25 protein-coding genes are annotated in these 20,107 nt (G+C 54.9%); 14 read left to right on the forward strand and 11 right to left on the reverse strand.

The window, feature by feature from the left end:
- Positions 1–222: exosortase-associated EpsI family protein (locus ACQY5R_RS16360; RefSeq protein ID WP_428610191.1), on the forward strand; the 222-nt coding region annotated here is incomplete at its 5' end.
- 103 nt (positions 223–325) lie between these two features.
- Positions 326–757, forward strand: coding sequence for an IS200/IS605 family transposase (gene tnpA / locus ACQY5R_RS16365; protein ID WP_428610192.1), 432 nt, complete (start codon positions 326–328; stop codon positions 755–757).
- A 298-nt stretch (positions 758–1,055) separates the two neighbouring features.
- Here tnpA and ACQY5R_RS16370 read toward each other — a convergent pair whose 3' ends face one another.
- Genes ACQY5R_RS16370 through ACQY5R_RS16380 form a run of 3 tightly spaced genes read right to left on the reverse strand, consistent with a single transcriptional unit; the run spans position 1,056 to position 3,006 of the window.
- Entirely contained in the window at positions 1,056–1,814 is a 759-nt protein-coding gene (locus ACQY5R_RS16370; RefSeq protein ID WP_428610193.1) for a Mut7-C RNAse domain-containing protein, read from the reverse strand.
- 6 nt (positions 1,815–1,820) lie between these two features.
- Positions 1,821–2,507: a protein-L-isoaspartate(D-aspartate) O-methyltransferase gene (locus ACQY5R_RS16375; RefSeq protein ID WP_428610195.1), complete on the reverse strand. Its 687-nt coding sequence runs from the start codon at positions 2,505–2,507 to the stop codon at positions 1,821–1,823.
- A gap of 22 nt (positions 2,508–2,529) precedes the next feature.
- A complete protein-coding gene (locus ACQY5R_RS16380; protein WP_428610196.1) occupies positions 2,530–3,006 on the reverse strand; it encodes a YbhB/YbcL family Raf kinase inhibitor-like protein in 477 nt (158 codons plus the stop codon).
- A gap of 152 nt (positions 3,007–3,158) precedes the next feature.
- Between ACQY5R_RS16380 and ACQY5R_RS16385 the strand changes: the two genes are divergently transcribed.
- The 4 genes from ACQY5R_RS16385 (at position 3,159) to ACQY5R_RS16400 (ending at position 5,968) form a co-directional block, all read left to right on the forward strand.
- Complete coding sequence (locus ACQY5R_RS16385; RefSeq protein ID WP_428610197.1) at positions 3,159–3,620, forward strand: OsmC family protein; 462 nt, start codon at positions 3,159–3,161, stop codon at positions 3,618–3,620.
- Between the two features lie 33 nt (positions 3,621–3,653).
- Positions 3,654–3,845: a CPXCG motif-containing cysteine-rich protein gene (locus tag ACQY5R_RS16390; RefSeq protein WP_428610198.1), complete on the forward strand. Its 192-nt coding sequence runs from the start codon at positions 3,654–3,656 to the stop codon at positions 3,843–3,845.
- A gap of 89 nt (positions 3,846–3,934) precedes the next feature.
- Positions 3,935–5,650, forward strand: a complete 1,716-nt coding sequence (locus ACQY5R_RS16395; RefSeq protein WP_428610200.1) for a GNAT family N-acyltransferase — start codon at positions 3,935–3,937, stop codon at positions 5,648–5,650.
- Between the two features lie 27 nt (positions 5,651–5,677).
- Entirely contained in the window at positions 5,678–5,968 is a 291-nt protein-coding gene (locus ACQY5R_RS16400; protein WP_428610202.1) for a TraR/DksA C4-type zinc finger protein, read from the forward strand.
- 105 nt (positions 5,969–6,073) lie between these two features.
- On the opposite strand, the gene ACQY5R_RS16405 is transcribed toward ACQY5R_RS16400, so the two are convergent.
- The 5 genes from ACQY5R_RS16405 to ACQY5R_RS16425 form a co-directional block, all read right to left on the reverse strand.
- Entirely contained in the window at positions 6,074–6,736 is a 663-nt protein-coding gene (locus ACQY5R_RS16405) for a thiopurine S-methyltransferase (RefSeq protein WP_428610204.1), read from the reverse strand.
- A gap of 8 nt (positions 6,737–6,744) precedes the next feature.
- Entirely contained in the window at positions 6,745–7,686 is a 942-nt protein-coding gene (gene hemF, locus ACQY5R_RS16410) for an oxygen-dependent coproporphyrinogen oxidase (protein ID WP_428610205.1), read from the reverse strand.
- A 28-nt stretch (positions 7,687–7,714) separates the two neighbouring features.
- Positions 7,715–8,329 carry an NADPH-dependent FMN reductase gene (locus ACQY5R_RS16415; RefSeq protein ID WP_428610207.1) on the reverse strand — a complete coding sequence of 205 codons (615 nt, stop codon included), beginning with the start codon at positions 8,327–8,329 and terminating at the stop codon, positions 7,715–7,717.
- Between the two features lie 529 nt (positions 8,330–8,858).
- On the reverse strand, positions 8,859–9,227 hold the full coding sequence (locus ACQY5R_RS16420) for a hypothetical protein (RefSeq protein ID WP_428610208.1): 369 nt from the start codon (positions 9,225–9,227) through the stop codon (positions 8,859–8,861).
- A gap of 156 nt (positions 9,228–9,383) precedes the next feature.
- Positions 9,384–9,956: a transglutaminase-like cysteine peptidase gene (locus ACQY5R_RS16425; RefSeq protein WP_428610209.1), complete on the reverse strand. Its 573-nt coding sequence runs from the start codon at positions 9,954–9,956 to the stop codon at positions 9,384–9,386.
- A gap of 390 nt (positions 9,957–10,346) precedes the next feature.
- Here ACQY5R_RS16425 and ACQY5R_RS16430 point away from each other — a divergent pair, with 390 nt between their 5' ends.
- The 8 genes from ACQY5R_RS16430 to ACQY5R_RS16465 all read left to right on the forward strand — a co-directional run bounded on the left by ACQY5R_RS16430 (position 10,347) and on the right by ACQY5R_RS16465 (position 17,094).
- Positions 10,347–10,562 carry a hypothetical protein gene (locus ACQY5R_RS16430; RefSeq protein ID WP_428610211.1) on the forward strand — a complete coding sequence of 72 codons (216 nt, stop codon included), beginning with the start codon at positions 10,347–10,349 and terminating at the stop codon, positions 10,560–10,562.
- Between the two features lie 31 nt (positions 10,563–10,593).
- The gene (locus ACQY5R_RS16435; RefSeq protein WP_428610213.1) at positions 10,594–11,031 is read left to right on the forward strand and encodes a GFA family protein; all 438 of its coding nucleotides are present in this window, start codon (positions 10,594–10,596) and stop codon (positions 11,029–11,031) included.
- A 298-nt stretch (positions 11,032–11,329) separates the two neighbouring features.
- Positions 11,330–11,908 (forward strand): ANTAR domain-containing response regulator, encoded by a 579-nt coding sequence (locus ACQY5R_RS16440; RefSeq protein ID WP_428610215.1) that lies wholly within the window; start codon positions 11,330–11,332, stop codon positions 11,906–11,908.
- Positions 11,909–12,226: 318 nt separating this feature from the next.
- Positions 12,227–13,663, forward strand: a complete 1,437-nt coding sequence (locus ACQY5R_RS16445; RefSeq protein ID WP_428610217.1) for a CmpA/NrtA family ABC transporter substrate-binding protein — start codon at positions 12,227–12,229, stop codon at positions 13,661–13,663.
- A gap of 63 nt (positions 13,664–13,726) precedes the next feature.
- A complete protein-coding gene (locus tag ACQY5R_RS16450) occupies positions 13,727–14,749 on the forward strand; it encodes an ABC transporter permease (protein WP_428610219.1) in 1,023 nt (340 codons plus the stop codon).
- Positions 14,750–14,760: 11 nt separating this feature from the next.
- Positions 14,761–15,627, forward strand: coding sequence for an ABC transporter ATP-binding protein (locus tag ACQY5R_RS16455; protein WP_428610220.1), 867 nt, complete (start codon positions 14,761–14,763; stop codon positions 15,625–15,627).
- Between the two features lie 189 nt (positions 15,628–15,816).
- Positions 15,817–16,773, forward strand: coding sequence for a DnaJ C-terminal domain-containing protein (locus tag ACQY5R_RS16460; protein ID WP_428610221.1), 957 nt, complete (start codon positions 15,817–15,819; stop codon positions 16,771–16,773).
- Complete coding sequence (locus tag ACQY5R_RS16465) at positions 16,774–17,094, forward strand: chaperone modulator CbpM (protein ID WP_428610222.1); 321 nt, start codon at positions 16,774–16,776, stop codon at positions 17,092–17,094. It begins immediately after the preceding gene.
- A gap of 120 nt (positions 17,095–17,214) precedes the next feature.
- On the opposite strand, the gene ACQY5R_RS16470 is transcribed toward ACQY5R_RS16465, so the two are convergent.
- From ACQY5R_RS16470 to ACQY5R_RS16480, 3 genes are read right to left on the reverse strand one after another with little or no spacing between them, the layout of a single operon-like run.
- A complete protein-coding gene (locus ACQY5R_RS16470; protein ID WP_428610224.1) occupies positions 17,215–18,534 on the reverse strand; it encodes a TRAP transporter large permease in 1,320 nt (439 codons plus the stop codon).
- Positions 18,531–19,046, reverse strand: a complete 516-nt coding sequence (locus ACQY5R_RS16475; RefSeq protein ID WP_428610226.1) for a TRAP transporter small permease — start codon at positions 19,044–19,046, stop codon at positions 18,531–18,533. The genes ACQY5R_RS16470 and ACQY5R_RS16475 overlap by 4 nt, the downstream gene beginning before the upstream one ends.
- Positions 19,043–20,101, reverse strand: coding sequence for a TRAP transporter substrate-binding protein (locus ACQY5R_RS16480; protein ID WP_428610227.1), 1,059 nt, complete (start codon positions 20,099–20,101; stop codon positions 19,043–19,045). The genes ACQY5R_RS16475 and ACQY5R_RS16480 overlap by 4 nt, the downstream gene beginning before the upstream one ends.
- Positions 20,102–20,107: the final 6 nt, after the last annotated feature.

Genomic DNA, 20,107 nt, shown 5'->3' on the forward strand with positions numbered 1-20,107 from the left:
TGGTATCGAGTAGGTGGTTATCACACTTCAAGTCGGTACAAGGGAAAGTTACTTGAGGCATATTATAAATTGACCTTTGGTAGGCAGGATGGTGCTAGGTTTGTTATTACCATTCCTACGCAGAGTGTAGTTAACAGTAAAGAGAAACCAGATCAGGCGTTTCTCGATAAAATGATTACGGCAGTAGAGATAGTGCTAGATACAATGGCTGATGCTAATTAATCATTGGTAAACCCCCGGCTATGCCGGGGGGACTCGACTAGGTTTGACCGAGGCTACGGTCACTTATCCTTAAGTTTCGACCAAGAAACGAGAGGACTAACCTATGAGAGACTTTAAGAGTTTGGCTCATACGCGCTGGGATTGTAAATATCATGTGGTGTTTATCCCGAAACGGCGGCGGAAACTGATATACGGAAAGTTGCGGAAAGGATTAGGTGAGATATTTCATGAGTTAGCCAACAGGAAGGAATGCCGGATAGAAGAGGGGCATTTAATGGCTGATCATGTGCCTATTTGCATCAGTATTCCACCTAAGTATTCGGTATCGAGCGTCGTGGGCTATTTGAAAGGGAAGAGCGCAATTACGATAGCCAGGCGTTTTAAGGGTAAGCAAAGGAATTTTGCAGGAGAACATTTCTGGGCGAGAGGGTATTACGTTTCAACTGTGGGGTTGGATGAGGAAATGGTTAGAGAGTATATCCGTAATCAGGAGCAAGAAGATGTTCGCCGAGATCAGCTGGCTCTAGGTGTTTAGTGCCTTGGGCGCAATGAGAGCCCTTTGAGGGCGTAACCTAATAAGCCTCCGGCTATGCCGGAGGTAACTTAACTCGACAATCAACACGTCCTGGGCGGTGTCTTCAGGATATTCACCGAGTAATTCATAATTGCTGGGTACGAAAGGGCCAATCAGAATGGTGATTCGGCTGTTTATGGGAATAATATTCTCAATAAGAGATTCCCCTTCAATCTCTTTTGTGGTCGTATTCTGGTTTCCTACGGTGATCTTTTTTGTTGATTACCGGGATCTTGAGTTTGGCAGGCTGAAGGCCAGGTCAATGTGGGGTGGCCATCAACCGGCTGATGAGCTGCTGCATATGCTGATAGTGGCTCCCTTTCCAGTAGATCTTTCCACACTCCATGCAGTTCCAGAAGTGATTGTGCTGTTTCCGGGTATGGGGTAACAATTGATCCAGGATCTTCCCTTTCTCTACCGGTAAAATTTTTCCGTTGCAGTACATACAGCGGGTAAACGGCTGCAGGCCGCCGTACAGGTCGAGGCGGCTGATGATTTCCAGCAACTGCTGGCGGGGTTGGCGCGAACGTACAAAATAGCCATGTGTGATCTGCTTGCGCATCAGCAGTTTACGGTCGCAGGTCAGCAGGATGCGTTGCTGTTGGATCGAAATTGCTGCCAGGGTGGGGTCGTCGTAGTCATTGCGATACAACGTGTCGAAACCGAGCATGCGCAGGTAAGCGGCGAGACGGCCCAGGTGGACATCCAGGACAAAGCGGGTTCTGCGTAAAGGCTTAGGGCGTAAATGGGTGAGCGGGGTGATGTCCAGGGCTTCAAACATTGGGTAGACACTGATCCGGTCGCCATTTTGTACCCGGTACTGAAAATCAACCGATCGGCCATTGACCAGGATGAGGTCAATCTCGGTATGGGGCACCCCCAGTGATTCGATTACATCCTTGATCGACGCCGCCTGATGGTAGTAATGCACAAACTCGACCTTGCGCTGCTCCGCGGGTAAGAAGTCGTTCAATTCCGCGTAAAAACGCAGACTAACCTGGAGTGGTGTCCCGCTCATTTGCCGCTACTCGGCATCCGGCGGCGCGTGACTGTCTACCAGCGGCACGAAGGCGACACCGAGAATGTCGCGGGTTTGGGTGTGGCCTTGCCGGTCCTTTTCCAGCAACAGCAGTCGCTGTGACAGATGCGGTGAGCCCACGGGGATAACCAGATGTCCGCCTAGCGTGAGCTGCTCAATCAGCGCGTTGGGGATATACGGCGCGGCAGCCGTGACGAGGATACCGTTAAAGGGTGCGTACTCGGGCCAGCCTTGATAGCCGTTACCGCTTCGGGTCAGGATATTGGTATAACCGAGGTGTTGAAGCCGGTCGGTCGCTGCGTCACTAAGCGGTGACAGCCGTTCCATGCTGTATACCGTTTGGCACAATAGCGAGAGCACCGCCGTCTGGTAGCCGGATCCGGTGCCAATTTCGAGTACGCGATGGCCGGGTTGCGGTGCCAGCAGGTCGGTCATTAGCGCGACAATATAGGGCTGGGAAATGGTTTGCCCGTGGCCGATCGGTAGCGGTCCATTATCGAAAGCCTGCGCCTGCATATTTTCCGGCACAAACGCATCGCGCGGCACCCGGGCCATTGCGTCCATCACCCGGGTGTCCAGCGCTGACTTTCCAATCATATGGCGGGTATAGCGTACTTCACTGTCGATATCCGCCAACATCTGCTGCATACCGGGGTTATGTGGGCGAGTCATGTGTCGCTACCTGCCCGTCCCATTACCGTTGTTTTTGATAGGTTCCCATCAACTGCGCTTGTGCAATGATGTGACCCTGCATAGCATTTTCCAGTTCGGCTTTTGAGGGGTTGTGCAGGTCACCAAGAAGTCTGTCCAGGGCGTAGAGTTTGAAGAAGTAGCGGTGCCGGCCGATGGGTGGGCAGGGGCCGCCATATCCGGTACGGTGCCAATCGTTGATGCCTTCCCGGGTACCCGGGGGTAACTGCTCAGTCGTGGTGTGCTCAGGCAAGCCCGTGGTGGTGGGAGGAAGGTCATAGAGCAGCCAGTGCACCCAGGTCATCTTGGGCGCTTTCGGGTCCGGGGCATCGGGATCATCCACGATCAAAACCAGACTTCGGGTTGTTCCGGGGAGACTTTGCCAAGAGAGAGGAGGGGAAGTGTCTTCACCTTCACAACTGTATGGCCGAGGTATTGCCTGGCCGTTTTCGAAGGCGCTGGAGGTCAGTGTTAAGGCCATAAGGGTCTCCTTATCTGAGTGCGTTGGCTCAATGGCTATCCTGTTTGATTATTACCATAGTCCAGATTTCTCCAAACTTTTATGTCTATGTTCCGCGCGGTCGTACGCGTGCGCTACACTATCCGTGGTGGTGAAAAAACAGGAGATCATCCATGTCTGAATACAGTGCCCGGGTCGTCTGGGAACGCGGTGAAGCCAACTTTCTGGATAACCGGTACTGCCGGGGGCATCGTTGGGAGTTTGACGGCGGCGCCTCCGTACCCGCCTCTTCATCGCCCCATGTGGTACCGCTGCCACTTTCGGTCGAAGCCAATGTGGATCCGGAAGAGGCATTTGTCGCGTCGCTTTCCAGTTGCCATATGCTGTTCTTTCTTTCATTGGCCGCCCAACAGGGGTTTTTGGTGGATAGTTATGTGGATGATGCCATCGGGGTGATGGGAAAGGATGCGAACGGCAAGACGGCAATGTTACGGGTGGCACTGCGACCGCTAATCCGCTTTGGTGGGGAACAACAACCGACCGCATCGCAACTGAATGCCCTGCATCATCAATCCCATGAACTCTGTTTTATAGCCAATTCCGTGAAGACAGAGGTGGTGGTCGAACCGGCCTAGTCATCGGCCAGAAACTTTCAGGGGAGTCGCGTTATGGATCTGATTCAGCAACGTACTGTCAACTGCCCGTATTGTGGTGAGCCCTTGCTGTTGTTATTGGACTGTTCCGTTCCGGAGCAGGAGTATATCGAAGATTGCCAAGTCTGCTGTCAGCCGATCACCGTTACCCTGAATTGTGATGATCCTGATGATCTCTATCTCTCGGTCAGACGCGAAGACGACTGATATTGACTGTCATCATTCGTTAACCTGGGCGTAAATCCGCCGTCATCTAGCCCGGTTACTCTGCAGCAAAACCGATGTGGAGATGACTGGTGCTAAATGTTGAACAGGTTATAACCAACCGATTCCCGGAGTTTTTTGAAACTAAACCACGGTTGTTGTCCCGGCCGTTGGTACGCTTTCTCCGCCTGTTATTTAATGAGCGTGAGATCAATCATTTTCTTGAGCGCAATGCGGGGATTACAGGACTCGATTTTATCGAGAAGGTGCTGGAGTATTTCGATCTGGATTACTCCCTGAGCAGCAAGGAGTTGGAAAATATCCCCCCCAGCGGCCGGGCGGTGATCGTTGCCAATCACCCGTTGGGTGCACTGGATGCCCTGGCGCTGATCCTGATGGTCAGTCGGGTGCGTAGCGATATCAGAGTTATTGCCAACGATCTGTTGTCATCGTTGAAACCGTTGAATGAACTACTACTGCCGGTAGATAACTTTGGCGGTGGCTCAGCGAAATCCCATATCAAGCGGATTTACGATTCCCTGCAGAAAGAGCGGGCGGTCATTGTGTTTCCCGCCGGTGAAGTGTCGCGCCTACGACCGAACGGCGTGCGGGATGTGCACTGGAAACCGGGGTTTCTGCAATTTGCCAAACGCACGGCCTCACCGATCGTCCCGGTGTATATCGACGCCAAGAACTCCCCACTGTTCTACGGCGTGTCGATGCTCTCCAAACCGCTGGCCGCCCTGTTGCTGGTGCGTGAAATGTTTCGCCAACGGCGGAATACCATCGGCTTTCATATCGGCGAAGCGATACCGATCCACACCATCAGCGAGTCCGGTATTACGCCCAAGGCTCAGGTCAAAATGTTGCGTAAGCATCTGTATCGTATCGGTCAGCGACGCAACGGTATATTCGCTACGGAAAAAAGTATCGCCCATCCGGAATCACGACAGTCACTGCGTGCCGAGTTACGTGAGGCGGAGTTGCTGGGAACGACCACCGACGATAAGCAGATCATACTTTCCGACTGGAAAACGGACTCCAGTTTCATCCGCGAGATCGGTCGGCTACGCGAGTTGAGTTTCCGCAAGGTGGGTGAGGGGACCGGACAGCGGCGGGATGTGGACAACTATGACCAATATTACCAACACCTGGTGCTCTGGGATGACACACAACTGGAAATCGCCGGGGCCTACCGGTTCGGCGATGCGGCGTCTATTGTGGATGGCCGTGGTCTGGAGGGGCTTTACAGTGCCAGTCTGTTCAAACTGGATCCGGCGTTCACGGCATTCTGCACGCAGGGGTTGGAGTTGGGTCGTAGCTTTGTCCAGCCGGCATTCTGGGGATCGCGTGCACTGGATTATCTCTGGCAAGGGTTGGGTGCTTATGTCAGACATCATCCGAATGTGCGCTACCTGTTTGGACCGGTCAGTATCAGTTCGCGCTATCCGGTTCCTGCCCGTGACATGATTGTGTATTACTTCAGCCACTACTATGGATCAAGACGGGGGTTGGCGGAGTCTTACAATCCCTATCGGATAAACCAGGGCGCGCTGGATGAGTGTAAACAGATCTTTTCGGGAGAGGATGCGAAGGGGGATTTTCAGGAGCTGAAGCATCAGTTATCCCTTTTCAATCTGACCGTTCCCACGCTCTATAAACAGTATACGGAGTTGTGTGAAGAGGGGGGCGTGCAGTTTCTGGCGTTTGGTGTCGATCCCCAGTTTGCCGATTGTGTGGATGGCCTGATTTTGGTTGATCTGGACAAGGTGAAGGCTTCCAAACGCAAGCGTTATATCGGGGAGTGATTCCCGCAGGGAAAAATGGAGAGAGTGATGGATATTGCAGATATGGCGGACAAGTTTATTGAGGATCAGGTGCTCATCTCGGTGATGCGCATCCGTGAACATAAGGTGGCCCAGGAAGCGTCGCTTTGTGGAGCGGATCGTTATTGCGTCACCTGCGATACGGCTATACCCCGAGCACGTCTGAAAGCGGTGCCGGGTAGTGTGCACTGCATTCATTGCGCATCCAAGCAGGAGCGGGAGCGGCCGGGGATGTTTACAACAGTGGAACGGCATCGCATCAACACAGAGTTGGATGATTATCTGCTGAATATCTGTTAACCCGGAGGTCCCCAAATCTTGGGCGAAGACCGGGTATCCGGAAAGAGGCAGCCGGATAACTCTTTTATTCGTTGTCATCCTGCTGAGCGGGATGACAACGGTTTATTATCTGGGTTGAGGCTGCAGCAGATAGACCTGTTCAGACATGGCCGTCACGCCCCTGTTTTGGAAGCGGGGATTGTCGGCAAGAATATCGCGGTTTAGGATGGTCTTGATTCGATAGCGGTCGGCATAGTGACGCTGCACCTCCGCTTCCTGCACCGAGAAGGGTGGACCATCCATCTCCTGTTGCGGATACGTCATCGTGACCAGCAAGGTTGGAAGTGGGGCGGGAAAGAGTGTTTGCAATGTTTCCACATAGATCGGCCGCATGGCCGGGGGCATGGCGATGAGGGCGGCACGGTCATAAATGGCGCGGCAGTTTGCCACATCATCAGCCGTTAGGGAAAAGAGGTCGCCGCAAAAAATGACCAGTTCATCACAGCTCCAGCGTTCGAGGCCATTGGCAACGGTCACTTCGGGTTGTAGCTGGTTCTCTTTAAAAAAATCGGCTACGGCAATAGGGCTGATCTCAACCCCCAACACCTTATAGCCTTGTTCCAGCAGCCAGAGCATATCGCGGCTCTTCCCGCACAGCGGCACAAATACGCTGGAGCCGTGCGCCAATTGCAGCCGTGGCCAGTACTGCTGCAGATAACTGTTCACCTCTTGCTGATGGAAACCGATCTGGTTTTGTGCCCAGCGATCATGCCAAAACTGCTTATCCATATACGTCCTCAATCTGCGTCAGCTGGCTCTGCCAGCCAGCTTTTCGGTTTCAGGTATTGCTCATACAACTGCGCCTCTTCCGATCCCGCTTCAGGTCGCCAGTCATAGCGCCACTTTACCAGTGGTGGCAGTGACATCAAGATGGATTCGGTTCTCCCTCCGCTCTGTAATCCGAACAGGGTGCCCCGATCGAAAACCAGATTGAACTCTACGTAGCGACCGCGTCGGTACAACTGAAAGTCGCGTTGCCGCTCACCGTACTCTTGCGCTTTACGGCGTTCCACAATGGGTAGGTAAGCGGGCAGGTAGTGGTCACCCACACTCCGCATAAAGCGGAAACAGTCATCAAATCCCCACTCGTTCAGGTCGTCGAAAAACAGCCCGCCGATGCCGCGGGGTTCATCCCTATGGCGCAGATAAAAGTAATCGTCACACCACTGCTTGAAGCGTTCGTAGGTGTCCGCACCGAATGGTTTGCAGGCGGCGTGCGCGGTGCGGTGCCAGTGTCGGCAATCCTCATCATTGCCGTAATAGGGGGTTAGGTCGAAGCCACCGCCAAACCACCAAATTGGGTCTTCATCTTCCCGCTCGGCAATAAAAAAGCGCACATTGGCGTGGGAGGTGGGGACGTAGGGATTCCATGGGTGGATGACCAGGGATAATCCCATCGCCTCGAATGCCCGTCCGGCCAGTTCCGGTCGATGGGCGGTGGCGGATGGCGGTAGGCTTTCACCTACTACATGAGAGAAATTGACACCTCCCTGTTCGATTATATGGCCATCGGTGATTACGCGGGTGATGCCTCCACCCCCCAAGCCGTGTCGGGCATTGCGGCTCCATTCATCGGTGTTGAAACGCGCCGCACCGTCGCACTGTTCAAAGGCATCGCAGATCTGCTGTTGCAGTTGTTGCAGATAGTGAGCGACAGCCGCTTTGTCCGGACTGTTCATGGTTTGATTCCTCGGTCTGGATGTTTGATTACATACCATTGCCAAATTTTTTGTGCAGCGCGATGCCGCTGTCACGTACCGTCTTTAGCGCTGATCCATATTGGCCGAGTAGTGCCAGCGCCCAGGCGATACGCTCTCTGAAATAACCGTCGAAGCTCGGATTGTTTTTCTCGGGATCGTCGTTGAGAACCGACTCCACATGACGCACGATAACTTGTTCCGGGATATAGCAGAGACGATTGTTTTTATAACTACTCATACGTAGCTCGGCCACCGGATAAGCTCCGCCATCACCGGCTGAGACGGTTACGATCAACGCCGGTTTGTGTCCCACTTCGTTTTTACTACAGAGTAGGAACAGGTTTTTCAATCCGGCCGGGACCTGGCCGTGCCATTCCGGCGAAACCACGACAAAGGCGTCGCTGCTGCCAAACAGGGTGCGCATCGGTTTTAAGATTTCGTTCCATTCCGGGTCATCCTCCCAGACACGCTGATCCCATAGCGGGAGAGGGTTGCCGGCCAGACTGAAGATTTCCGCACTCTCGCAATAGTCCGAATCCTGCAATACCTGCTGGATGTGCCGGGCCACCTTCATACTCTGGGACGGGGTGCGATGGCTTCCGCTGATAATGGTAACGTTCATCTCAACTTCCTGAGGCTAAAAAATGCCCACGGTGTGTGGGCGACTAATAACCGACGATAATGGTAGGATATTAAGATGTCAATCCTGTTGGTCCGCTGCCTGTCACGCGCTGTGCAAATCCTGTCAACTCCCTACCGTGACAATTACTATGCCCGACTACCGGGACATTTCTAGCAATAGACTGCTTCGAGTCTGCAGGCAGACATCAATCCGATTAGCGTTGGCCTGGATGTGGCCTGCTTGCCTGATCTTGACCCGGAAATATTAAATCCGGATGAATTAGCCGCCAGGTTTGACGACTTGTTGCCTCGATGTGGACTGAGCGGTTTGGTGAGAGATGGGCCACAAAAGCGGCGGGGTGAGCAGGCGATGTCGAAACCCCGTGAGTGCAGCCAAAACCGGTGACTACCAACCGGTTGATCATTTGCCGAGTCTGTAGTGCCACCTACTGGATGAACAGCCGGAACCGCGATGCTAGGTAGAAGTGGAGCCGGTTGAATTGGCCCAGGTTACGCCTCCGAAGCGGGTATCAACTAATGGATATCTCCAGATTACGCCGCCGCTTGCAGGCGATCTGTCCGTCCGGGAGATTTTTCCTGCCCGCCACCATCAGGGTGCGGTCGACCCATTTTCTGGCGCTGAGCCGGTAGTCGTTCAGCTGTTTTCCAGCCAGTGAGCGGATCGCTTTTTCCGCCGTTTGCTCCGGATAGACCTCGACTAAACCGTGATATTCGACGCTGCCGGTATCCATATCGAGAATTCGAATCAGGTTGCACTTGGCAACGGTGCCGCCTTTGCTGAAAGGGAGAAACCATTTGGGTTGCACGGCATCCTGAACCAGGGAGAGCAGTTCCTGGCGCTTTGCGGCAGCGGGGACATGGGGTATGAAAATTTTCATCGCATCCTTGAACGTGAGACAGCAATTTCAAGAACAATTATAAGTGACAAGCTTGTCCTAAATGGTGAATTAATCAACTATTTTGTTAATTTTCTACATTTTTTGCGATGGGGTAAAAAAGGGGGCGTTGTTAAAGACCGGTTTCACCGGTCCGCATTAATACGCGGCGCTGAGTTTCAATTCAGAAAGGATTAACTCGAACTTTTCAAATTTCGGATGAGACTCAAGGAAATGGTCGTTCTGGTAGACACGCCCGGCAGCATCCAACTGGTAGACCGGGTGGTAACCCGATTCCGCCAGGGTCTTGATTTCATCGAACAGATTGTCCAGCACCAGCGCGTTGTCACCCTGGCCGATAATCAGCACCATGTGGGGCACCCCTTGCGGCGTGTGGACATAACTGAGCCTCAGCTGATCTTCCGGGATGGATTTACGAATCGCCGGGTCCAGCATCTTGGCAATGCTGATATCCTCGCAATCGCCGGTTCGAAGCTTGACCGTCTCTGTGGGGGATTGCCAATGATCCTGCAGGCTGTCCGGTTTGTACGTAACAAACAGGTTCCATTGGCGGTTGATCTGGGCCAGTTCACTTTTGGTGAGTGTGCCGCGGCTCTTATTGACCTGGGTTTTCTGCTGTACCGTTTGGGTCTTGATTTTATGGGTGGCACAGCCGGACAAAAGGGCGGGCGCCGCCAAGCCAATCAGGAGATAACGAAACAGAGTCTTCATCAGGCAGATACCATAAATCCAAGTCCAATGTTCTGTTTAGGGGCGTTTTGCATAAAAACTTGAGCAAGGCTAGCAAACAAATAGCAATTAATCCATCTCTAAATGCCTGAGTAACTTACTGTATTATTTAGTAAAAAAGAATATAAAGATACATTGGGCGTGGGTAGGCGACAGCAGGATTTGCATCTTGATGGGCGCCCAAATAGCTATTTGGATCGGTGAAGGAAGAAGAGTAACTTGTTGATTTATAATTTTTTACAGAAACCCTGTCGGTGGGCGGATGTTAGTTTGTGTGTCCGATTGGCACAGGGTGAGAGTCAATCTTGGGTGTGAGGGTCGCCTATTGACAGGGGGGCTCCAGATCACCCATCACTTAACTGGATAAGATCGATGGAAACTTCAGAGTTTGGATTCTGGGCTATGCTGATTTTCTGGGGTAGCGCCGTGGGTGGCATTGTTTTGGCCATCAACTGGGCCCGTTTGAAGGGGCGCAACCCGGTAAAACGTGAACTGTTGGAAAAATCCCTTAAGCAGCGACTGGAAAGGGGAGATCTAAGCCGGGAAGCGTATGATCAAAAGCTGGCGGCATTGAAGGACAGCGATTAGCCGTCACGTATCGCTAAAATCGGAGAAGTGAATGAGTAACCCCATACAACCCCCCCTTCGCGGCCAGTGCCTCTGTGGTGGCGTGAAGTACCAAGTGGATGCTATCGAACCCAGGATGGCCCACTGCCATTGCTCGATGTGCAGAAAGTTTCATGGCGCGGCTTTTGCCACCTTTGGCGAAGCAAAATCAGCATCGTTTCATTGGCTGGAAGGGGAGGATCTACTTAAGAGTTATCGTGCGGAAAACGGAACAGTGCGTCGTTTCTGCGCCAATTGTGGCTCCAGCCTGACCTTTGCACCGCCCAAGGATACGGGGGAATACGTCGAATTTACCCTGGGCACCTTGGTGGATGACCCAAAGCTGACACCGGACGCCCATATCTTCGTCGGCTCCAAGGCGGGATGGGATCATATATGCGATCAATTGCCGCAATATGAGGCGGGTAGGGGGAGTCAGCAACTGGATTGAATCCGGTGCCGTATAGTTGACTAACCGTTTGGTCGGCGGTTGTAACGATTTCTATTTTCTGTCGTCGGTTTTATCCGTGCCGGCGGTGTGCTCTCTCTGTTCCCTCTCTTCCTTCCTCTGCACCGTTCCAGGCCGGCCTGTCTGCCGCTGTTGCCAGTTTTCTAGAGTTGGCACAGGGACTGCATAGTCCGGTTATCGCAGTAAATGATTGGGAGAGGACCGTGTCAGATTTCAAACGATCTTCAATGCCTGAAGTGGTGGGCGGTTTGAATCGCTTGCCCGGTTTGGAGCGGGTGTGATGAGTCAACGAGTATTGGTGATCAATGCCCGTGCCGGGCAGGCGGAGCGTCTCACTTTGGCGTTGCAGGAGAACGGTCATGTTGTGTTGGCAACCGAGCCTCTGACTGAACAGTTGGAGACGCAGGTCGAGACCCTGCAACCGGACTTGCTGGTGTTGGACGTCTATCAGCCGGATCAGTCGATGCTGGAGCAGATCAGCCAGATCAGTCGTCGTATACCGCGTCCGGTGGTGATGTTTGCCGATCAGGGCGATAGCGAAACGGCCGCTGCCGCGGTGGATGCCGGTGTGCACGCCTATGTGGTGGATGGCTTCGATGCGGCGCGCCTGGCTTCGATACTGGATGTGGCGATTGCACGGTTCAGGGTTTATCAAACTTTGCGTGATGAGCTGGATCGCACCCGTAGCTTGTTGCGGGAACGCAAAATCGTGGATCGGGCGAAAGGTCTGTTGATGAATAAACGGGGCTGGTCAGAGGAGCAAGCTTACCGCTCATTGCAGAAAATGGCGATGGATCAAAATCGTCGTCTGGTCGACGTGGCGGAGCGGGTCATTGATATGTCGGAGCTGTTTCAATGATCTGCACACTCCCTGGGCGGATTCGTCGAGCAGGCACCGGAATTGTGCAAATCGGGTGGAATAGATGGATGAAAAAAGGGATAGGGGCCGGATTTTCCAGCACTAATCGTACTTTCTTGCCCATTTGTAAAAAGTTGGCCCGCAGTTTGCTGTAGTGAGGATTAACCAGTTTGAAACGCCACGTGGGTGGTTTCAATAGACATTAAGCGGTAGGCCAACGGCGGTCTGCCACGACGGACAAAGGCGTCCATCGCAGCGGGGTTCTGTCCCGCCGTGATGGGCGCTTTTTTATTTTCTGGTCATTAGGAGAGTTAAAAGATGAAAAAGTACCCTCAACGGTATGATTCCTTGGTAAACCAATCGGCGGCATCACAGCCGGGGTATCGCCGCGCCGTGCGATCGACGCTGCTCTGTGCCGGGATTGTTGCCGGAGCTATCCTGGCTACGACAGGTAGTGCTTCGGCTGAAGTGGGCCCACCTGAAAAGGAAGATCTCAAGTTCGGCTTTATCAAGCTGACGGATATGGCGCCGTTGGCAATCGCCTATGAAAAGGGGTACTTCGAAGATGAAGGGCTCTATGTAACGCTGGAAGCGCAGGCCAACTGGAAGGTGTTGCTGGATCGGGTGATCGACGGTGAACTGGACGGGGCGCATATGCTGGCCGGGCAACCGCTTGGTGCCACCATCGGATTCGGTACCCAGGCGCATGTTATCACCGCCTTTTCCATGGACCTGAACGGCAACGGCATCACCGTTTCCAATGATATCTGGGAACAGATGAAACCCTATGTGCCGCATAAAAACGGCAAACCGGTACACCCGATCAAGGCGGACGCCCTGAAGCCGGTAGTAGAGAAATATAAGGACCAGGGCAAGCCATTCAAGATGGGCATGGTGTTCCCGGTATCAACCCATAACTATGAGTTGCGTTATTGGCTGGCGGCCGGCGGTATCAACCCCGGTTACTACGCACCGGCCAAGGGCGATACCAGCGGTACCCTGCAGGCCGATGCATTGCTGTCGGTGACGCCACCACCACAGATGCCGTCCACCATGGAAGCCGGGACTATCTACGGTTATTGCGTCGGCGAACCGTGGAACCAGCAGGCGGTGTTCAAGGGAATTGGCGTACCGGTGGTTACCGATTACGAGATCTGGAAGGATAATCCTGAAAAGGTGTTCGGTGTTTCCAAGAGCTGGGCGGATGCCAATCCCAATACCCATATCCGGGTGGTGAAGGCGATGATCCGCGCCGCCAAGTGGTTGGATGACAACAGCAACGCCAATCGCCCCGAAGCGGTAAAAATCCTTTCACAATCCAATTATGTAGGTGCCGATTATGAGGTGATCGCCAACTCTATGACCGGGACCTTTGAGTACGAGAAGGGTGATAAACGCGAGGTGCCAGACTTTAACGTCTTCTTCCGTTACAACGCTACCTATCCCTACTACTCCGATGCGATCTGGTATCTGACCCAGATGCGTCGTTGGGGACAGATCAGCGAGCAGAAGCCGGATAGCTGGTACATGGATATCGCGAAAAAGGTCTATCGACCGGATATCTACCAGATAGCGGCCAAAGAGTTGATCGCCGAAGGTAAGATCGCTGCCAGCGAGTTCCCCGACTTCTCCAAGGAAGAGGGTTTCCGCGCACCGCAGACGCATTTCATTGACGGTATCACCTATAACGGAAAACAGCCGAACGCCTATCTTGAACAGTTCAAGATCGGGCTCAAGGGTGCTGACAAAATCTGATCGCCACCTCCCCCTCCGCCAGCCGGAGGGGGAGTGCCAAACGGATAACGCAGGACAACTATCATGAGCACAACGATGATCAATCCCGGTAAAAGTATTGAGTCCAAGGAGCGGCAGTCACCGTTTGCCTTTTTCGGCGGCGAGCGGATGGCTAAGGCAACGTCTGCCTTTTTTAAAGCGCTGATGATTCCACTTGCCGCTCTGGCACTGTTTCTGGTGTTGTGGAGTGCCGGAGCTGCTTCGGTGACCACTTCACTGGGACAGTTGCCGGGGCCGGTACAGGTCTGGGAGCAGGGCGTACAACTCTACAAGGAGCATCAGGCCGAACGTCAGAAGGAGGTGGCTTTTTACCAGCGCCAGGAGAAACGCAACCAGGCCAAACTGGCGAAGAACCCGGATGAGGAGATCAAGGTTCGTCCCTATACCGGCAAACCGACCTTTCTGGACCAGATTGCCACCAGCCTGTTGACCGTGGCGACCGGTTTCCTGATCGCTTCGTTGATTGCCATCCCCATCGGCATTATCTGCGGTATGAGTGCCACGCTTTACCAGGCGATCAACCCGGTCATCCAGCTGTTCAAGCCGGTGTCGCCACTGGCGTGGCTGCCGATCGTGACCATGGTGGTGAGTGCGGTCTATATCAGTGATGAACCGATGTTCGACAAGGCGTTCATTACCTCGGCTATTACCGTCACACTCTGTTGTATCTGGCCCACCATTATCAATACCACGGTCGGCGTTTCGTCGATCGATCGGGATCTGATCAACGTCAGCCGGGTGCTGCGCCTGGGATGGTTCACCAAGACGGTGAAGATCGTGCTGCCGTCGTCGGTACCGATGATGTTTGCCGGCCTGCGTCTGTCGCTGGGTATCGGCTGGATGGTACTGATCGCCGCCGAGATGTTGGCGCAAAATCCGGGGCTCGGCAAATTTGTCTGGGACGAATTCCAAAACGGCAGTTCCAACTCTTTGGCTCGTATCATGGTGGCGGTCCTGGTGATCGGTTGTCTCGGCTTTATATTGGATCGCAGCATGCTGCTGTTGCAGCGGTGGGCCACCTGGGATCGCAATGCGGTTCTACGATAAGGAGTAATAGCATGAGCAATTATCTGAGTCTGGAAAATATCTGCATCACTTTTGATACCGATAATGGTCCGCTGAATGTCCTTGACGATGTCTCGCTCAAGGTGGAGAAGGGCGAGTTTATCTCGCTGATCGGTCACTCCGGCTGCGGTAAGTCGACCGTACTTAATATCGTCGCCGGCCTGCTCAATGCCACCACCGGCGGCGTGCTGCTGGAGAATCGGGAAGTGGTTGAACCGGGACCGGATCGCGCGGTGGTGTTTCAAAACCACTCCCTGCTACCCTGGTTGTCGGTATACGACAACGTGCGACTCGCCGTCGACCAGGTATTCGGTAAACAGAAGAGCAAGCAGGAGCGCCATGACTGGACCTTGCACAACCTGGAACTGGTGCATATGAGTCATGCCATCGATCGCCGGCCCGACGAGATCTCCGGTGGCATGAAACAGCGGGTGGGTATCGCCCGGGCACTGGCTATGGAGCCCAAAGTACTGTTGATGGACGAGCCGTTCGGTGCGCTGGATTCGTTGACCCGCACCCATATGCAGGACTCTCTGATGGAGATCCAAAGCGAGCTGAACAACACCGTCATCATGATCACCCACGATGTGGATGAGGCGGTTTTGCTGTCGGACCGTATTGTGATGATGACCAACGGTCCCTCCGCCTCCATCGGCGAGATACTCAACGTCGAACTGGAACGGCCGCGTCACCGCCTGCAGTTGGCGGATGATCCGACCTATAATCATTACCGTGCCGAGGTGCTGCGCTTCCTGCACGACCGTCATGCCCAGCCCGATGTGCCGGTCAGCAAACCGAAAAACGAAGCGGAAGCACCGCAGGAGGAACCGACTGCTCGACTCAAGTTGGCTATGGGATAGTTACCGCAGGGTGGGCACGAGCGATGTGCCCACCCTACAACTGAACAGGGGGCCATCAAGCGGCTATAGTTCAGATGTGGGGAGTGCCTTGACGGACTTGCCTGCGGTGGTCGCGCGGAGCGCTGGAAAACCGGCCGTCTCAACCCCACCTCATATAACAACAAGGTTGCCACGAGTCAGGTGGGGGTTATGCAATACAAAGACTATTACGCGGTGATGGGGGTCAACAAGGAGGCGACGCAGGATGAGATCAAGCGCGCCTATCGCCGGTTGGCGAGAAAATACCATCCGGATGTGAGCAAGGAGGTGGATGCCGAGAAGCGCTTCAAGGAAGTCGGGGAGGCCTATGAGGTGCTCAAGGACCCGGAGAAGCGGGCCGCCTATGATCAACTGGGCGCCAACTGGAAAGCGGGACAGGATTTCCGTCCACCGCCGGACTGGGATGCCGGTTTCGAATTCAGCGGCGGCGGTTTCACCGGGGGCGATGCCTCGGAGTACAGCGACTTTTTCGAATCCCTGTTCGGCCAGGGCTTCGGTTCGGCATTTCGTTCGGCCCACCAGGGTAGGGGGCAGTTCCACGCCCCGGGCCAGGATCACCACGCCAAGGTGTTGATCGATCTGGAAGATGCCTTTCACGGCGCGACCCGTTCCATCACCCTGCATGCACCGGAACTTGATCCGCGTGGGCATGTAGTCACCCGTGAACGTACCCTCAATGTACGTATTCCGAAAGGGGTGCGGCAGGGTCAGCAGATCCGCCTGGCCGGTCAGGGTACCCCCGGTATCGGCCAGGGCGTAGCCGGCGATCTCTATCTGGAAATCGAGTTCAAACCACATCGCCTCTACCGGGTGGATGGGCGGGATATCTATCTCGACCTGCCGATCTCTCCCTGGGAGGCGGCACTGGGTGCCAAGGTAAAACTGCCGACACCGGCGGGTGTGATCGATCTGACCATTCCGGCCGGTTCCAGCAGCGGGCGCAAGCTGCGGCTGAAGGAGCGCGGCATACCGGGTCGTACCCCGGGGGATTTGTATGCGGTGCTGCAGATTGTCTTGCCGCCTGCGGACACGGAGCAGGCGCATGCGCTGTACCGCAAAATGGCTCAAGAGCTGGCGTTTAATCCACGCGCCGCATTGGGGGTATAGATGAAAGGGGAAAATGAGGCGGTTGTTGGCCTGTTACTGGACGATGAGTGTTGCCTCACGCTGGGCGAGCTGAGCCGTGCCTGCCAGGTGCATGCCGAATGGGTCGTGGAACTGGTTGAACAGGGCATTATCGAACCAAGTGGTGGCGACTTGCGCCATTGGCGTTTCAGCGGCAACTGCCTGAGTCGGGTGATGCAGGTACAGCGGCTGCAGCGTGATCTGGGTGTCAACCTGGCCGGCGCCGCCCTGGCGTTGGATCTGCTGGATGAGGTTCGCCGCCTGCGAAGGCGTTTGTCGATCATCGACCGCGAGCTGTTTTGAACCAACCCGGTTACGCGACGCCCGGTTCGGCTCGTAGACTGACTCTCCAGTCCGTTGGTCGGGCTGAGGGAGGAACCCCAACATCAGGCGCTTAACGGTTACCCCCCAAATCGATAGGCATCAGCCGAGCAGTCTTGGCAGCAACAGGGTGATAGAGGGGAACAGGATCAGGATCACCACCCGTACAATGTCAGAGAGCAGAAACGGCATGACACCCTTGAAGCTTTCGATCATCGGCACATCCTTGGCCATTTTGTTGATAATAAAGACATTCATCCCCACCGGCGGGGTGATCAATCCCACCTCTACCACGATCAAGGCGATGATGCCGAACCAGACCTTGAGCTCTTCCGGGTCGAGGCCGAAATCGAGCCCCATCAGGATCGGCCAAAAGATCGGGATGGTGAGCAGGATCATGGAGAGCGAATCCATGACGCAGCCGAAGATCAGGTAGAGTACCAGCATGGAGATCAACACCAGATACGGCGACAGCTGACTATCGCCGATCAGTCGGGCGGCCTCTACCGGCATTTGGGTTAGCGCCAGGAAGGCATTAAAGACATCGGCGCCGAAGATAATGAGAAAGATCATGCCGGCAGCGCTGGCGGTACCCAGCAGACACTCTTTTAGCCCCTTCCAGCGCAACTGACCATGAAACAGGGCCAGCAGACCGGTGGATATCGCCCCCACGGCGGCCCCCTCGGTGGGGGTGAAGGCGCCGGCATAGATGCCCCCGATCACCACCAGGAAGATTGTGGCGACAGCCCAGATATCGCCCAGGCTGGCGAATTTTTCCCTCCAACTGCTGGCTTCTCCCGCCGGACCTGACTCCGGATGCAGTCGCACGTAGACCGAGATGGCGACCAGATACCCCAGTGCGGCGAGAAAGCCGGGTATGAAGGCGGCCTGGAACATGGTGGCGATATTGCCTTCGGTGAGAATGGCATAGATCACCAGAATGACCGACGGGGGAATCAGGATGCCCAGGGTGCCGCCGGCGGCCAGGGCGCCGGTGGCCAAAGAGCCGGAATAGCCATGGCGTTTCAGTTCCGGCAGGGCCACCTGGCCGATCGTGGCGGCGGTGGCCAGGGAGGAGCCGCAGATAGCACCAAACCCGGCGCAGCCGCCAATCGCCGCCATGGCGATACCGCCGCGACGGTGCCCCATCCAGACACTGGCGGTATGGAATAGGGCACGGCTCAGCCCCGCCTTGCTGGCAAATTGGCCCATCAACAGAAACAGCGGTACTACCGATAGGTCATAGGTGCTGAAACGCCAGTAGGCGGCGGTCTTGAGATAGTTGATCAAGGGGTCCCAGCCGGAGAGGATGACATAGCCGATCATGCCTACAAACAGCATGGCGACACCAATGGAGATGCGCAGCGCGATCAGCAGCAACAGCACGCCGAACATCAGGCTCCCGAGGACAATACCACTCATGGTTTTTGGTTACTCCATTGGCGAATGCCGGTGTAGAAACAGACCAGGGTCAGCAGGGCAAGCGACGCAACGATCGGGATAAAACCCCACCAGCGTGGGATACCCAGGATCATGGTCTGTTCGCCATAGTGATACATATCGACGCCACCCAGGGTGAGACGCCAGGTGAGTAGCCCGGCTATCAAGCCAAAGATAAAGCTGTTGATACTGTCCATGCGATTGCGGATGCCGCGATTGATATGCAGGGTAAAGAAATCCACCACCACATTGCCGTTGTGCAGTTGGCAATAGGGCAGGAAGGCAAAGACGGAAATGGCGCAGCCGATCTCCACCAGCTCGAAATCCCCGGGAACCGGCAGGCTGAACAGGTAACGACCGATAATGCTGGTAACGGTCATCAGTGCCAGTCCCAGCAGGACCAATCCTCCAGCGATAGCAAACAGATTGCTCAGGGTATGCAGGGACCGGCCTGGCAAGCCGGGTCGGTCCCTGTTGTCGACATGGGTTGTCATTTTTGTGCTTGTTTCATCTCGGCATGGCTGTACTTGGCGACCAGTGCCTTGGCATCCTCATACATCTGCTTGCCGTTCATCCCCTTCTCATCCATCGCCTTGATCCAGTGATCCACCACCGGTTGTGTCGCCTGCTTCCAGTGCTCCAGTTCCGCCCCTTCGATAGTGTTGAAATGATTGCCGCGTTTTTTCGCCGCTTCGCGTCCCGGATTATCCGCTTTATCCCAGGTCTCGCCGATCTGCTTGGCCAGCGCCAGTCCCGAGTTGTTATCGATCACCTGCTTCAGATCCGCCGGTAAGCTGTCATATTTTTTCTTGTTCATGGCGAACAGGAACATGGCGGTATAGATGCCGCGGTCCCCGCCGATCTCGGTATGGTATTTGACCAGTTGATGGACTTTCAGGGGCAGGGTGACTTCGTAGGGGAGCATAGCACCGTCCACCACACCCTTGGAGAGTGCTTGGGGCACCGCCGGGACCGGCATACCCACCGGCGTGGCACCTACCACGGTCAGCGCTTCGTTGATGGTGCGGGTGGGCGCCCGGACCTTGGCGTTTTGCAGGTCGGCCAGGGTTTTGATCGGCTTATCCCGCATGTGGAATTGTCCGGGAGCGTGGGTGTGGATCAGGATCGGGTGCACATCCTTGTACTCTTCCTTCATGTATTTTTCATAGAATTCCCAGGCCGCCTGACTGGTTGCTTCTGCACTTCCGGCAACGAACGGGAGTTCAAACACTTCGGTCATCGGGAAGCGCCCGCGGGTATAGCCGGGTACCGTCCAAACGATATCGGCCACCCCGTCGCGTACCTGGTCGAATAGTTGGGGGGGCTTGCCGCCCAGCTGCATGGCCGGATAGATCTTGATATCGATACGTCCGTTGGACTCCTTCATCACCTTGTCGGCCCAGGGTTTGATGAATTGGGCGTGGGCGGTGGACGGGGGCGGCAGGAAGTGGTGGATCTTCAGTTCCACCTCTGCCGCCATGGCTGAAGCTCCCGACAACGACAGTGCCATGAGCAGTGACTTCAACAGTGTTCTGGTGTGCTTTTTCATGGGTCT

This window comes from Sedimenticola sp., assembly GCF_050289425.1.
Taxonomy (GTDB): domain Bacteria; phylum Pseudomonadota; class Gammaproteobacteria; order Chromatiales; family Chromatiaceae; genus Sedimenticola.